This is a genomic window from Psychrobium sp. nBUS_13 (genome assembly GCF_051201665.1).
Classification (GTDB): domain Bacteria; phylum Pseudomonadota; class Gammaproteobacteria; order Enterobacterales; family Psychrobiaceae; genus Psychrobium.
The window spans coordinates 517,197-532,200 of record NZ_CP179210.1 but is presented as its reverse complement, the minus strand read 5'-3'; the positions used below and the strand labels follow the sequence as shown (position 1 = coordinate 532,200).

The following is a 15,004-nucleotide window of genomic DNA, read 5'->3' as shown; positions in this document are numbered from 1 at the left end:
TTAAAGATTTGAAATTAAGTGGATTTTAGATAAAAATTTGAAAATACAAGCGGTTACTAAAATGTGGGAGTTGGTCGATAAGCCGGGTTTTGTCGTGGACAATCATTCGTCTAGGCCTGCAATTGCTCACAGGCTCAAGCAACCTACCCGGTTTCAACGCGAGCCGCGCCTTAACTTCGAAAAGTAGTGAAACCCTATTTGGTCTTGCTCCGGGTGGAGTTTACCCTGCAACGAACTGTTACCAGTCGCCCGGTGCGCTCTTACCGCACCCTTTCAGCCTTACCTGTGCCCCTTCTATAAATAGAAAGCGCCATCGGCGGTCTTCTCTCTGCTGCACTTGTCGTGGGCTTGCGCCCCCCAGATGTTATCTGGCACCCTGCTCGTTGGAGCCCGGACTTTCCTCCCCGTTAAACTTAATGTTAACGCAGCGATTGCCTGACCAACTCCCGGCGCGGATTATACGGCAAGCATTTAAAAATTCATAGAATTTGATAAAATTAGATTTATTGGTGTGATCTTTGATCACATTATGGTTTGATATTACAAAATGCTACATGACATTGGGATCTAACATGGTTATACAAAGTGAGGGGTACTCATCGCTAATCGAGTATCTATGTGAAAAAATAGCAGTTTTTAGCCCAACAGAATCAGAAGGTCATCAACCGATGACCATTCGTTTATATGTTCGGTATCAAATGGTAGAACAAATGTCTTTACTATTTGAACAAAACAAAGGACTCATTCCACAAGAAAAAATTTATATTGTCGAAGAGTTTGATAAGGCACTTGATGATTTATATGAAGTGTTAGGACAAAATATCCACAATAAGATCACCGAAAGCCAGCGCGCATTTATCACTGACTTTGCGGGATTACTTAAAAACTTGTTTGACGCGCAATTAGAGCCAGTTTAAAGTCCTAATTCAAGCCCTGTTTTATACAGGGCATTCTTCTTTCCGCCATATAGTTTAGCCACCATGGCCGCTGCTTTTTTTAATGGTAGTTCACTAGCTAGTAACTTTAAGGCATCAATAACTTCTGGTGCTATCGTATCTTCATCAGCCTTAAATCCAGTAACCATAACAACCATTTCACCGCGTTGATTATTATCATCGCTCTTTAACCACTCTAGTAACTTTTGGGCAGGTGCACCATAAATGGTTTCGAACGTTTTAGTTATTTCACGTGCTAGTACGATTTTTCGATCGCTGCCGAAAACTTCCACAATATCACTAACCGTATCCACCACTCGGCGCGGTGATTCGTAAAATACCATGGTACGAGGCTCGCTCTTTAGTTTATGCAGCTGCGCTTGTCGCCCTGCTGATTTAGCCACTAAAAAACCTTCAAAACAAAAACGATCGGTGGCAACGCCCGCAGCGCTCAATGCTGTAATCGCCGCACACGCACCAGGCAGAGGCACAACTTTAAAGCCAGCGTCTCTTATGCCATTTACCAAATGATATCCAGGATCACTAATTAATGGTGTTCCAGCATCAGAGACTAAGGCGATTGATTGCCCTTTTTCTAGCTTTGTTACTAATGTCTGAACGCGTGCACGTTCATTATGATCGTGTACCGATAACGTTTGAGTGGAAATACTATGATGGGCAAGTAGTTTTCCAGTATGGCGAGTATCTTCAGCACAAATTAAATCGACTTGTTCGAGAACCGTTAAGGCTCGTAGGGTAATATCGGCCATGTTCCCAATTGGGGTTGGCACGATATATAATGTAGCGCTGGATAATTCCATGAACTTCCTCATTGATTGCTGTCTTATACTCAGTAAAATAATTAACGTCATCTTTTGACGCTAATTGGTATTAATTAAACTATTAATGACAGTTTGTTATACACTTAACCGACTATTGTAACAGAGAGAAATATTGTGTTTAAACTTTCCTTCGGCAAAGACTGCAAACAACTAATTTGTATTGCCGCAATTAGCCTTATCTTATGGGGATGTGGTTCTACTCCATCAACAAAGAATCCCAAAGCAACAAATGCAATTTCACTTGGCCAAGCAACACAAACTCATGACTATTACGCTGATAAGGCAATAAAGTCTTCTGGCATACAGCAGCAAGCTTATTATCTACTAGCGCTGCGTTCAGCGCTTAATAATGGTCAATTAGATGCCGCGGATAACTACCTTGGTTTATTGCCAAGTAATAGCATGCTAAATGATGATCACCGCTTAGAGCTGCAACTGTTACAAAGTTTACGTTTTGCCTATGCAGACGATTTATCATTAGCCATTGCCACTTTATCACCATCATCAAGTTGGCAAGTTTCCGAAAATCGCCTAGTTACTCTTTATCAGCAGCGTGCCAATTTCCTTACTCAAAATCAGCAACCAGCTTTAGCGGCAAATGATTTAATTGATGCATTATCCTTAGCGCAAGAGGAATCATTGAAAGCTACGCTGCGCCAAACAATTTGGCAAGAATATCAACTGCTACCCATTGAAGAATTAGAATCCTTACTAACCACTGCCACATCAATTGAACAGTCAGGATGGTTAGCACTGGCAATTATCGGAAAAAATGCCCTTCAGTCGCCTGAATCATTGCAACAACAACTCATGCAATGGGGAACGCAATACCCTACTCATGCATTAAGTAATCATATTCCAGAACGCTTGGTTGCAGCGGCAAATGTCATTCCTTATACACCGAAAAAAATAAGTGTTATTTTACCGCTATCGGGACGTTATGAACGCATTGGACAAGCTGTTCAAAATGGCATTTTGAGTAACTTAATGGCACAAAATAGCGAACAAGAGATCCAGTTAATTGACAGTCATGACGTCGGTGCTGTCGCCGCTTACCAACAAGCGATAGACACTGAAAGTGAATTCATTATTGGGCCGCTCTTAAAAAGTAATGTTGAGCAAGTCGTCGCTATTGAAAGCACGATACCGACACTGTTTTTGAATACTCCAAGAGATGCGAGCGCCGCGCCAAATCAATTTTTCTTTTCCTTAGACAAAGAAAGTGAAGCATTACAAGGTGCTAAGTACATTTATCAATTAGGAAAAACTCATCCAGTTGTTGTTGCGCCTGACAATGTTCGCGGCCATCAAATTTCGGCGCTTTTCTCTCAACAATGGCAAGAGCTTCATGAGGGGGATTTTGGCGCAGAAGATGTTGAAGTCATCTTTTTCAAAAAGGACAGTGAACTCAAAGCAACAATTGAGCGTCTGTTCGAAACAGATAAATCGCAAAAACGGATCAATACAATACGCTACCTTGTTGGCAATAAAATGGAGGCAGAGACTCACTCTCGCCGAGATATTGATGCGGTATATCTAGTCGCTAACCCAAAACAAACTTCAATGTTGATGCCATCGGTTGAAGTTACAGTCAGCGCTTATGCCAACCAAGTACCAGTTTTTGTAGGTTCAAGTGGTAACGCATATCGCATGACTGACTCAGGCTTAACTCACTTAAATCAACTAACAATTAGCGAAATCCCTTGGTTATTATCAACCGACAATGAACTGTCGCCATCAAAAATCAAACGTCTGTGGCCTAAAATGAAACAAAGCCAATTACGACTATTTGCAATGGGGCATGATGCTTACGGTTTAATTGAGCGCCTGGCTCAAATGAGGCTTTTTCCAGAATACCGCTTACAAGGGCTTAGCGGTCAGCTGAATTTAGATGAACAAAGTAAAATTCATCGTGAAATGTCATGGGCACAATTCCAACGCGGACGCCTCAAGAAAATTCAATAGAGACTAAAAATGCGTGAACAAGGTAGTAAATATGAGCAAATCGCAAAAACTCATTTACAAAACCATGGGTTAGTAGCGATTTGTGATAATTTTTCGTGTAGAGTCGGTGAAATTGATTTAATAATGTCTGATAATAAGACATTAGTTTTTGTTGAAGTAAAACAGCGAGCCAGTGAGGCTTTTGGTGGTGCCTTAGCAGCTATATCAGCTTCTAAGCAAAATCGAATTATAAAGTCGGCGATGTTGTATTGCCAGCTCAACAACATAAACTTCGAACAACAAGCCAGTCGCTTTGATGTAGTGGCAATTACAGGCTCGGCTGAGCCATTAAAGATTGAGTGGATAAAGCACGCTTTTCCACAGTAAAAATATAAGGTATCAAACATGTTAGAGCGCATTAAAGAATGTTGCACCCAGAGCATCCAAACTAAAATAGATGCATTAGAAGTTCTGCCACCATCCATAGAAAAAGCAGCTCAAGCAATGGTCACCTGTCTATTAAACGACGGAAAAATTTTAACTTGTGGTAATGGCGGCAGTGCTGGCGATGCTCAGCATTTCTCTTCAGAATTATTAAACCGTTTTGAAACTGAGCGCCCAAGCTTACCCGCAATTGCTTTAACAACAGACAGCTCAACATTAACATCTATCGCTAATGACTATAGCTATTCAGAAGTATTTTCAAAACAAATTCGCGCCCTAGGTCAGCCTGGCGATATTTTGTTAGCTATTTCCACCAGCGGTAACTCTGAAAATGTCATTAAGGCAATGGAAGCTGCCGTGAGCCGTGATATGGTCATTGTTGCATTAACTGGTAAAGACGGTGGCGACATGGCTGGCTTGTTAAGTGTGAATGATGTTGAAATCCGTGTTCCTTCAACAAGCACAGCACGTATCCAAGAAGTTCATTTACTGGCTATCCACTGTTTATGCGATGCCATTGATCGCACATTATTCCCTCAAGAAGAAGATCAGGAGTAATTTGATCATGCGCCATCACAAGTCACTCAAACTCGCCGTTTGCTTAACTGCTTTTATGTCTTTGCAAGGTTGTGTCTCAGGAATTGTGCTAGGCGCTCTCGGTGTGGCGAGTGTTGTTAACGATCGAAGAACAACGGCAACACAATTAGAAGATGAATCCATTGAGATTAAAGCCAATAGCGCATTAGACGAAGATAAAGGCTTAAACGAGCATAGCCACATTAGCATTGTCAGTTATAACAGAACTGTTTTGTTAGTGGGTCAAGTTCCTAACACCATGTTGCGGGATCGTGCAGCGAAAATTGCTGGTGATGTTGACAATGTCACCCGTGTTCACAATCAGTTGCGCATTGGTAATAAGACCGCATTAACCACTCGAACCAACGATACTTGGTTAACCTCTAAAGTAAAAGTTGCCTTAACAGGTGATGACACTCTTAAAGGCAGCCAAATCAAAGTAATCACTGAACACGGTGAAGTTTTCTTAATGGGATTAGTGACTCAACAAGAAGGTAACTTAGCCGCCGAATTGGCGCGAAATGTCAGTGGTGTCAAACAAGTCATCAAAGCATTTGAATATCAGTAACACGAGAGCGCGCACTTGAAAAAGCGCGCTCTATTATTCTCAATTTATGCGCGAAAGCCTTTCAGCGCATAATGTAAAATGTATCCGTAGCAAATAATTGGCAACAAAAAGCTTAACTGTAAGCCTAGATTATCAGCAATAAAACCTTGTAGTAGTGGCACTAATGCACCACCGACGATAGCCAAACATAACAAGCCCGCGCCTTTGCTTTTCATGGCACCTAGGCCATTAACAGCTAAACTAAATATTGTTGGAAACATTATCGAGTTACATAAACCCAGCGATAAGATAGCGATCATTGCCAAATTCCCCTGCCCAAAGCTCACAGCCAGTAATAATACCATCGCTGATATTGCATTAAAGGCTAACGCCTTATTTGCAGCAATTTTTTGCATGATTAAGGCACCTAGAAAACGTCCAACCAATGCCCCGCCCCAATAATAAGTGATATATTTAGCAGCCTCATGCTCTACTAACCCCGCGATATTGCTTTCTCCCAAGAAGTTAACCATTAAACTGCCAATTGCGACTTCTGCTCCCACATACATAAATATCGCGCCTGCACCGAGTAATAAATGAGGATATTGCATCACCGATACTTGCTGAATGTCGTCCTCATTCTTTAAAGAAACATCTGGTAATTTTAATGCGCTAAAAATGGCCGCTAAAATTAGTAACATTGCAGCCAGTAATACATAGGGCATTTGCACTGATTGAGCTTGGGCTAATCGTTGAGCTTCATTCATATTTGAAAAATCACCAGCAACTGCCGACAGTATCAATAAGCCGCCAAAGTAAGGCGCGATAGTTGTTCCCAAGGAGTTGAATGCTTGCGTCATGGTCAATCGACTAGCGGCAGTTTCTTTATCACCTAATTCAGTAACATAAGGATTGGCCGATACTTGTAATACAGTTATGCCTGACGCTAATACAAATAATGCGCCTAAAAACCATCCATAAACTTGCGTTTGTGCGGCAGGATAAAACAGCAAACAGCCAATACTTGCAACGGTTAACCCGATGACAATACCTTTCTTGTATCCCACTTTTTTAACTAAGACACCTGCTGGCAAGGAAACAATAAAATATGCGCCAAAAAAACAAAATTGAATCAGCATAGCTTGCGCATAGGTTAATGAGAAAACACCCTTAAGATGAGGAATAAGAATATCATTTAAACAAGTGATGAATCCCCACATGAAAAATAACGAGGTTAGACTTATCAAAGAAAATCGATAATTCTGATTTTTTACAGGGGCTTGCTGGGTTAAAGTGTTCATAGCTGATGTCCGTTATTATTTTAGTATTAGCGTATCGAACACATCGCTGGTGATGTATCCTAAATTTTTATCGCCGTCTTTAGGTGTTATTGCCGTTGAGCCCATAAAGCTCTCACGGCCATCGCTACCGTCGTTGTCGCAATAAGCCACCATAAAACCGAGTTGCTTGTTTTTAGAAAGATTAACAGGCTTATTTTTCGCGTTGTTTTTTAAAGAAAAGCTATCATCATAAAGTCGAATCGAGAGCTCCCAAATGATGCGATGAGGAAATGCAGTCTGGCGTCGCCATTGGCTTGTTACGTGCTCATTTAACAAAACAACGTTAGTTGTTCCAAACTCATTTGATTCCCCGATATCCACGACTTGATTGTCTAGCGCGACATGATAAGCAAAAGCATTAAAGTTAAACTGATGATTGCCGCCGGACTTATCTTCATCAACAAAAATCTCTAAACAATCATCGTCCCAATAGTTCTTTAGCGGATCAGGGTGACGATCAAATAACTGATCATCAACGATCTCTGCGAGCAAATATATTTGCTTGTCGTTCCAGAGCATCTTAAACCGGCCACTGAAATCATCGGGCGTGGGCACAGCCCCTAAAATATGCTGGTCAATTTTATACCAAGGTGCTTTAGCCCAAACGGTTTCATTCGCCTTACCATCTATCACAATAGCCGACTTGGTGTGAATAGCATCCAGTGCCTTAGCAGGTATAGCCAAGACGATTGACAGTAAAAACCATAACGATTTATTCATCAAAAACACCCGTAAAGTGACCTGTAATAGAGCCTACTAACTGTTGCTTTGGCCTATCGATATAAAATGTAGTAACGTCAACTTCGTTATCATCCGGAAGCTCCAATGCGTCAAATTGACTCTCTAGCAGCGCAGAAGAAAAAAAGTGATCGCCTCTATTATCAAGACGCTTAGCAATGAGCTTGTGGCTACCAGTGAGAAATATAAAATGACAGTCGAGTTCTAATCGGCGAAATAAATCACGATGTGCACGCTTTAACCCAGAAAACGCTAATACAATAACTTGCTCGTCAGCTTGCTGTGAAATGTAGCGACACATCCGCTCAACCCAAGGTAATCGTTGCTCATCCGTTAGCGGCTTATTTTTTTGCATACACGCCTTAGCCTCAGTTGAGTGAAAGTTATCACCATCTAACATTTGAGCATGCCAATACGCTGCTAACTCGGTGGCTATTGTCGATTTTCCACAACCACTAACACCCATCACAATATATAACTGCCTAGCAGGAGAGCTATTACTCATGGCAACCGTCCTTTAGCGGCACAACCACCGATAATTGATAACTTTGCGCAGCATTTAATGGTGGCAGTACATGACCAACAATAACCAGTCCATCAAGTAGTAACGAAAGCGTCTGAGCCGTCTCTTTCCTTGTAATATCAAAATGAATGGTTGCGCCTCGATAATGCCTGATCCCTTTAATAGACGACAGTTGTGATGGTAACTTTGGTTTTACAATCAATCCTTGAGCACCGCCTTTCAATCCGCAAAGCTCTTCAACAATACAGCGATAAAACCACGATATCGTTCCGGTATTAAATAAATGACTAGAACGTCCAGCATGCCGTGGAAATTGATGATATGCACCGCGATAATAGTTAGGAATAAAGTTGGGCATTTGACCCGTTTTCAAACATTTTTCGATACTTGGTAGCATTTTTACCAGCACATCATAAGCCGCATCATTTTGATTATTTTGAAACAAGCTATAAGCGTAAAAAATAGCGGCATGGTTATAGACAGAACCATTTTCACTAACACCAGGATGCTTTTGAGTAACTCGCCCGACATCTTCCACCATCTGCGTAAAGCTTGGTGCCAGCATCATGACTCCATAAGGTGTCATAAGCTGTTCATTGATATGCTCCATGAGCATCGGCACATCGTGCTTATTAGCTGCGCCACTTAGCATTGCCCAACTCTGAGGGTTTAAAAATATTCGCCCCTCTTTATCCTCTTTCACGCCAAAGACACGACCGTTATCAGTGATACCACGCGCAAACCACTGGCCGTCAAATAGATGAAGAGACACAGCTTCGTTAATGGCTCGGGCCTGCTCGCGAAAAGCCTCCAATGATTCTTGCTCAACGTCAATGGAGTATTCATCACAAAGATCGCACCAACAATTTATTGCGTACGCAGTCGCTAATGATAGCCATGCCGATACGCCCTTCCCTTGGTAACCAACCATATTCATAGGATCGCACCAATCACCTTGCTCTATATATGACAGGCCACGTTCATCCCTTGCCTTTAGCAGCCAACGAAGGCTGAGTTCGATATGCGCAATAAGTGATTTAGAAACATCACTATTTGCAAAGCTGACTTGCTGAGACAAGAATTCGGTATCGCCTGTTTCACCAAGATAGCTGGCAATACAAATAGGTAGCCACACACAATGATCACTATGCGGCACCTGATTAATAAATTTGAGCTCTGCCTTATCGTGCAATAAGATGCCATCAGGCATCGACCCGTCAATATGCTGTTGAGACAGTGCTAACATAAAGGCTTTTTTTGCTGTACGAGGCTCAATAAAGCACATGCCCATGTTGTCTTGGATATAATTTCTAGTTTGCGGATCGCTTGATAACCGATTGACATCGCCGTGATAAAAAACTTGTCGAGGGAGCCAGTGATTAACAAAATTATCTAACTCATGGTTATCACTTTGCATCTGAATGCACCCTGCTCCCTGTGCTAAATAATCAGCATATTCTTGCGTGTGATGAACTTGGGGAGCACTACTTAAATACTTTTCTTTCAAGTGCGCAATTTCTTGATCATTCTGCGCAGGGCCAAAAATAAATTGCAGTGTTTTTTGTGCATGCCCTTTAAGCGCTTCATCAAATTGCATCACAGCAACCGGCGTTTCATAGCGGGCGTCTTCATTGGGTAGTATGGATGCCAGTAAAGCGTCAGGATTATGCAACCCGCCATGACCTTCAAATAACTGTTGATTTGCAAGCCACGCAGTGGGTGCTTTATCACAGGCTAAAAATGTTAGATCTTTAAGGTGTTTATTCTCAAAATATTGTTCCACTTTTTGATAAGGCGTAATACTACGAGCCACTATCGCATTTAACGACGGTTCAAAAGACGCAGATTGATTCATCCAAGACATATAGCCGATTGAAAAATAAGGATAGATAGATATTCTTCTCGGTCTGTCAGATAAGTTACAGATCTCAAACGACCATCGTTCAACCACGTCATCTGTGGTCAAAGACATCACTATGATTATCGATAAATCTAAGTGGACAATCTTCCACGTCACATCACTTGTTGTTATCGAAAACTCAAATGAATCGCTCGCGATCTTCATAGGCTCATAGGGCGCAGAAAAACACTGACCAGAATCAACATCTTTTATATAGAAAAAACGACCAGGATGATGAGCGAAGTACGGATGCTCAGGTTGAATAAATGTTTTAGCTTCCAATGATGGGCCATGGGAATATTTACAGGGCTCAGGCTGCATAAATTGCGACACCACATAACCCCGACAATTTATCTGTGTGACCATTTTACGATTCCACAAATAGCCGCTAGCATTAGGTAATGCTCGACAATCCGATAATGATAAAACAGATTGCCCTAGCGCATTTTGGCGATAGCTTATGGTCGAGTTACTCTTAGACATCGTTTGGATATTTCCCTTCAATATTATCCTTTTGGATATGTTCTAGTTGCTGATTACTCAGCGGATACAGCGCTAATAGCGGCACAGCTAATGCGGCGAAAATGGCCGGAATCAACGTCATCAATAGCACAATGCCATTTTCAGAGGCCCCACTTTGCGCTTGATTAGCAACATATCCCATCGATGAGAGAAGCCAACCAATCATTGCCCCCGCGAGTGCGCCACCAAGTTTCTGGGCGAATGCGGCAGCGGAAAATATCATCGCCGTAGCACGGCGTCCTGTACGCCAAAATGAATAATCAGCCGTATCGGCATACATTGAAAAAACCAGTGGAGATTTAGGCCCGAGCGCAAGACCAATCGCTATCTGAAGAGCAAACATTAATGCAATATTGTCTTTAGGCACCATATAAAATATCGCGGATAATACGGCAACAATCGACATAAGAACCATCAACAGCTTGCGCTTATCCATTAACTTAGTTAATAGCGGCGTAGACGCAGCACCAATCGCTAGGGCAATCATATAGGCCATGGAAAAACTACCAATTAAGTTCTCACGATTTGCGTAGTACTTAAAGTAAAAAGTCCCCGTACTACCTCGCAATGAAATAGTCATCATAATAATGAGTGCAAGGCTAAATAAGACAACCCATGGTTTATTGGCTAATAAATCACGAATATCAAGTAGTACTGGCGTTTGTTGATTTGCTGGAGGAGAGATTCTTTCTTTGGTACTTAAAAAAGTAATAGTAAATAGTGCGGCAGCGATACAACCATACAACATCATCGTTAACTGCCAACCCGTTGCTTCGTCGCCTTGACCAAACCATGTGACTAATTCAGGCGTTAAATACGCAACTAAACTCCCACCGGAGAATGCGCCAATAAATCTAAAGCTAGTTAATGTTGTTCGTTGTTGTGTATCGTGAGTTACCACACCTAACAGCGCGCCATACGGAACGTTAATAAATGTATAAGCCAGCATCATAAATATATAAGTGGCATACGCCCAAATCACTTTGCCACTATCGTCTAAGTCCGGCACAGTAAATGTTAAAACGCCAGCAGCGACAATAGGAATAATCCCCCACAAAAGATATGGTCTAAATCGGCCCCATTTTGTTATTGTCCTATCAGCAACAGCGCCCATGATTGGGTCTGAAAATGCGTCAACAAGTCGAGTAACCAACATCATTGTGCCGACTGTTGCTGCGGATAAACCAAAGACATCGGTATAGAAAATAAAGAGAAAAACATCAAACACACGCCAATAGAAATTAGACGCAACATCCCCACACGCATATCCCACTTTTTCTTTAATAGATAAGGCCATAAGACTCCTTGACACTCACTCTCAATTATTATTGTTATTGTTATTGTTATTGTTATTTTTTATTTTATTGTGCTTGAAAACACAAATGAAAGCGCTTTCATCGTATGTTTAATTAGCGCAAAAAAAAAGAAAAATTTATATTAATCCTCATAAAAAAAACTAAACATTTGAATATAAAGTGTTTAAATAAACCAACAGTAAAAGTAAAAATATCCTTTAAAAATTCTTAATTGATTATTTTTTGATTTATGTTCAAAAATTGATTGATCTATTTTTGTTAATAAATTAATGTTTATGAAAGCGCTTACATAAAACTAAAATAAACATTGCTAGGGAATCAACCATGAAAGATCAAAAAATCTTTACCAGAACGCGAATTGCGGCCAGTGTGTCCGCTGTTCTCTCAATTTCTTCTATCGCACCAGCCATGGCAGCTGAAGAAGCAAAGAAGAAAGAAATTGAACGAATTACAGTTTCTGGCGTACTTTCAAGTATTAAAGAATCAACGCGATTAAAGCGAGACGGCGTTGGTGTTGTCGATGCAATTTCAGCTGAAGATATTGGTAAATTCCCTGATACTAACTTAGCTGAATCACTGCAGCGCATCACAGGTGTATCGATTGATCGTGCTAATGGTGAAGGTAGTAAAGTAACTGTTCGTGGTTTTGGCCCTGACTATAATATGGTAACGCTAAACGGCCGTACTATGCCTGCATCAGGACTGCCATCAGGCGGTGCCGTGGCAAATTCACGTGCATTTGATTTTGCCAATTTGGCATCGGACGCCGTAAAAACAGTTGCCGTCTATAAAACAGGTCGTGCTGATATTGCCACAGGCGGTATTGGTGCAACCGTCGATATTGTTACCGGAAAACCGTTATACAATGCAGGCACGCATGTCAGCATCGGTGCGAAGGCATTAATGGATACAACTAATCGTGTAGGCAGCGATATGACCCCTGAGCTCTCAGGGTTATTTAGCTGGACTGACGAAGAAGAAAAATTTGGTGCCTCATTAACGTTTAACAGTTCAAAGCGCGATAGTTCGGCATCAGGTGCCTTTGTAAATCAATGGCGTACTACCAAATATGACGGTACTATCCCACAAGCAGCAGACGACATTGTTCTAACGAATGCCCCACAAATTGGCCAAATTTATTCTATGCCGTCAGATCTTCGTTATTACGTTGCTGATAGAGAACGTGAACGTACTAATGCGCAACTTACATTTCAGTACCGTCCATCTGAAAAGCTGACTACGACACTTGACTACACCTATTCTAAACAAGACTTGTTTGAGGCGCGCGCTGAACAATCGATTTGGATGGATACATTTAAATCTAATTTAGGATTTGATAACAATACTGTCGCTACGCCAGTCGATTATAACGAAGATCGTGGCGACCAAGCACCGCGTGATTTAGGGTTAGCATTACAGCAATTAAATCAAGTGACTGAAAACAAATCGATTGGTTTTAATGTGATGTATGAAGCAAATGATGCACTCACTATTGTTTTTGACGCGCATAGCTCAACGGCTGACAGTAAACCAGATGCGCCTTATGGCAGTTGGTTAAATACTGGTCTAGGTGCAAATATTTCTGCTGGTCAAGGTGTTGATTTTTCAAATGACTTCCCAACAATGCGTGTGGATTTTGATGACTGTAACGCCGAGCGCGGTTTAAACTGTAACAATGTCCTAGACCAAAATGATGTTGGTACGTCAATTTTAGACATGCGTTATGCCTCTCAAGAATCTGAAATAAACCAGTTCCGATTATCAGGAAGTTACGAATTTGACGAAGGTCAAATTGACTTTGGCATTGAATCTCGTTCAATGGAAAGTCATTCGCAACAAAGCCTAACGCGCCATACCATGGGTAACTGGGGCGTTGAAAACCCAGGCGAATTGCCAGAAGGTTTTTTAACACCGATTGATTTTACGGGTGAAATCGAAGACTTTAATACGACGGGTGCATTTAACCAAGGCTTTACAGGTGACGCCGCGCAAATCGGCGCATGGGCAGCTGGGCAATATGGCTTTAATTTTGTTGCCGATGGTGCATTTGCAACCGATAGGGTAATTAAAGAAGACATTACGGCGGCTTTTGCTCAACTCGCATTATCTGGTGAGCTAGGTGGTCGTCCATATAATATTACAGCAGGCTTACGTTTTGAAAGTACTGACGTAAATTCAGTCGCTAACATCATTCCACCAAATGCTGTAGCGTGGGAATCTGATAATGATTTCAACGTCCGATTTGGCGGAGAAGATACCCGAACATTAGTTATCGGTGATAGTAGCTATGATCATTTACTGCCTAGTTTTGATTTTGATATCGAGCTTACCGATGACATCAAAGCAAGAGCGTCTTATAGCAAAACAATTGCACGCCCGACATATAATCAACTAAATGTATCTCATGCGGATGTTTCAGGGCCAAATAGTCCAACAATTTTAGCTGGCTCGCAATTAGGGACAGCGTCAAAAGGTAACGTGGCTCTAGCACCTTTAGAGTCAGATAATATCGATATTTCTGTTGAATGGTATTTTGATGAGACAAGCTATGTTTCTGTTGGCTATTATGAGAAGCGTGTTAGTAACTTTGCAGGACGTCAGCCAGTAGAAGAAAACGTGTATGGTTTACGCGATGTAACAGCTGGTCCACGCGCCCTTGCAGCGAGAACCGAATTAGAAGCGCTTGGCCTCAAAGTAACTGATGCTAACTTGTTTGGCATGGTTGCAGCGATGGAAAATGGTTTGGCCTTTGACGTCAATAATGTGCAAAGCTATGGTGAAGATTACGACATACTTCCAAATAGTAGTGACCCATTAGCACAATTTAATGTGGCTGAGTTTGTTAACAATAGAGAAGCAAAAATTGATGGATTTGAAATCGCAGTTCAGCATTTCTTTGGTGATTCAGGTTTTGGACTCCAAGCAAACTATACGACAGTAAATGGCGACATCAGTTTTGATAATAATGGTGACCCAAGTGTTACTCAATTTGCGCTGGTCGGTTTAAGCGATACAGCAAATATTGTTGGTATTTACGAACAAGGTGATTTCCAAGCACGTATAGCTTACAACTGGCGTGATAAGTTTTTAAGTACACAAGCACAATATATCAACGAACCAAGCTATACAGAAGCATATGCACAAATTGATTTTAATGCGTCATATCAGGTGACAGAAGAGTTATCAGTATTCTTTGAAGGTATCAACCTTACTGGAGAAGACACTCGTTCTCACGGTCGTACAAAAGCGCAATTGTGGAATTTAGCAGAACAAAAAGCACGCTATGCTCTCGGTGCTCGCTATACTTTCTAATATCGTAACCTACTAGGGACTTTAATAAAGTTTTATTTTAGGAAACGATGCAAAATGCCGTATGA

Annotated in this window: 12 protein-coding genes and 1 other RNA gene; 6 read left to right on the top strand and 7 right to left on the bottom strand. The window is 41.4% G+C overall.

What is annotated here, in order from left to right; translation table 11 throughout:
* Nucleotides 1-62 precede the first annotated feature (62 nt).
* Nucleotides 63-447: RNase P RNA component class A (gene rnpB, locus ACMAZF_RS02470), an RNA gene on the bottom strand.
* A gap of 125 nt (nucleotides 448-572) precedes the next feature.
* On the opposite strand from rnpB, the gene ACMAZF_RS02465 reads away from it, so the two are divergent.
* The gene (locus ACMAZF_RS02465) at nucleotides 573-917 is read left to right on the top strand and encodes a DUF3802 family protein (RefSeq protein ID WP_435275913.1); all 345 of its coding nucleotides are present in this window, start codon (nucleotides 573-575) and stop codon (nucleotides 915-917) included.
* Here ACMAZF_RS02465 and rsmI read toward each other — a convergent pair.
* Complete coding sequence (rsmI, locus tag ACMAZF_RS02460; protein WP_435275912.1) at nucleotides 914-1,756, bottom strand: 16S rRNA (cytidine(1402)-2'-O)-methyltransferase; 843 nt, start codon at nucleotides 1,754-1,756, stop codon at nucleotides 914-916. The genes ACMAZF_RS02465 and rsmI overlap by 4 nt on opposite strands.
* A 135-nt stretch (nucleotides 1,757-1,891) precedes the next feature.
* Between rsmI and ACMAZF_RS02455 the strand changes: the two genes are divergently transcribed.
* Genes ACMAZF_RS02455 through dolP form a run of 4 tightly spaced genes read left to right on the top strand, consistent with a single transcriptional unit; the run spans nucleotide 1,892 to nucleotide 5,309 of the window.
* Nucleotides 1,892-3,742, top strand: a complete 1,851-nt coding sequence (locus tag ACMAZF_RS02455) for a penicillin-binding protein activator (RefSeq protein ID WP_435275911.1) — start codon at nucleotides 1,892-1,894, stop codon at nucleotides 3,740-3,742.
* 9 nt (nucleotides 3,743-3,751) lie between these two features.
* Nucleotides 3,752-4,108 (top strand): YraN family protein, encoded by a 357-nt coding sequence (locus ACMAZF_RS02450; RefSeq protein WP_435275910.1) that lies wholly within the window; start codon nucleotides 3,752-3,754, stop codon nucleotides 4,106-4,108.
* Between the two features lie 18 nt (nucleotides 4,109-4,126).
* A complete protein-coding gene (locus tag ACMAZF_RS02445; RefSeq protein WP_435275909.1) occupies nucleotides 4,127-4,723 on the top strand; it encodes a phosphoheptose isomerase in 597 nt (198 codons plus the stop codon).
* A gap of 7 nt (nucleotides 4,724-4,730) precedes the next feature.
* Nucleotides 4,731-5,309, top strand: coding sequence for a division/outer membrane stress-associated lipid-binding lipoprotein (gene dolP, locus ACMAZF_RS02440; protein WP_435275908.1), 579 nt, complete (start codon nucleotides 4,731-4,733; stop codon nucleotides 5,307-5,309).
* A 44-nt stretch (nucleotides 5,310-5,353) separates the two neighbouring features.
* On the opposite strand, the gene ACMAZF_RS02435 is transcribed toward dolP, so the two are convergent.
* From ACMAZF_RS02435 to ACMAZF_RS02415, 5 genes are read right to left on the bottom strand one after another with little or no spacing between them, the layout of a single operon-like run.
* Nucleotides 5,354-6,589 (bottom strand): sugar MFS transporter, encoded by a 1,236-nt coding sequence (locus ACMAZF_RS02435; RefSeq protein ID WP_435275907.1) that lies wholly within the window; start codon nucleotides 6,587-6,589, stop codon nucleotides 5,354-5,356.
* Nucleotides 6,590-6,604: 15 nt separating this feature from the next.
* Entirely contained in the window at nucleotides 6,605-7,348 is a 744-nt protein-coding gene (locus ACMAZF_RS02430; RefSeq protein WP_435275906.1) for a sugar-binding protein, read from the bottom strand.
* Nucleotides 7,341-7,871 (bottom strand): gluconokinase, encoded by a 531-nt coding sequence (locus ACMAZF_RS02425; RefSeq protein WP_435275905.1) that lies wholly within the window; start codon nucleotides 7,869-7,871, stop codon nucleotides 7,341-7,343. The genes ACMAZF_RS02430 and ACMAZF_RS02425 overlap by 8 nt, the downstream gene beginning before the upstream one ends.
* Nucleotides 7,864-10,272, bottom strand: coding sequence for a GH36-type glycosyl hydrolase domain-containing protein (locus ACMAZF_RS02420; protein WP_435275904.1), 2,409 nt, complete (start codon nucleotides 10,270-10,272; stop codon nucleotides 7,864-7,866). The genes ACMAZF_RS02425 and ACMAZF_RS02420 overlap by 8 nt, the downstream gene beginning before the upstream one ends.
* A complete protein-coding gene (locus ACMAZF_RS02415) occupies nucleotides 10,265-11,608 on the bottom strand; it encodes an MFS transporter (protein WP_435275903.1) in 1,344 nt (447 codons plus the stop codon). Before ACMAZF_RS02415 ends, ACMAZF_RS02420 begins: the two co-directional genes overlap by 8 nt.
* A gap of 343 nt (nucleotides 11,609-11,951) precedes the next feature.
* On the opposite strand from ACMAZF_RS02415, the gene ACMAZF_RS02410 reads away from it, so the two are divergent.
* A complete protein-coding gene (locus ACMAZF_RS02410) occupies nucleotides 11,952-14,939 on the top strand; it encodes a TonB-dependent receptor (RefSeq protein WP_435275902.1) in 2,988 nt (995 codons plus the stop codon).
* Nucleotides 14,940-15,004: the final 65 nt, after the last annotated feature.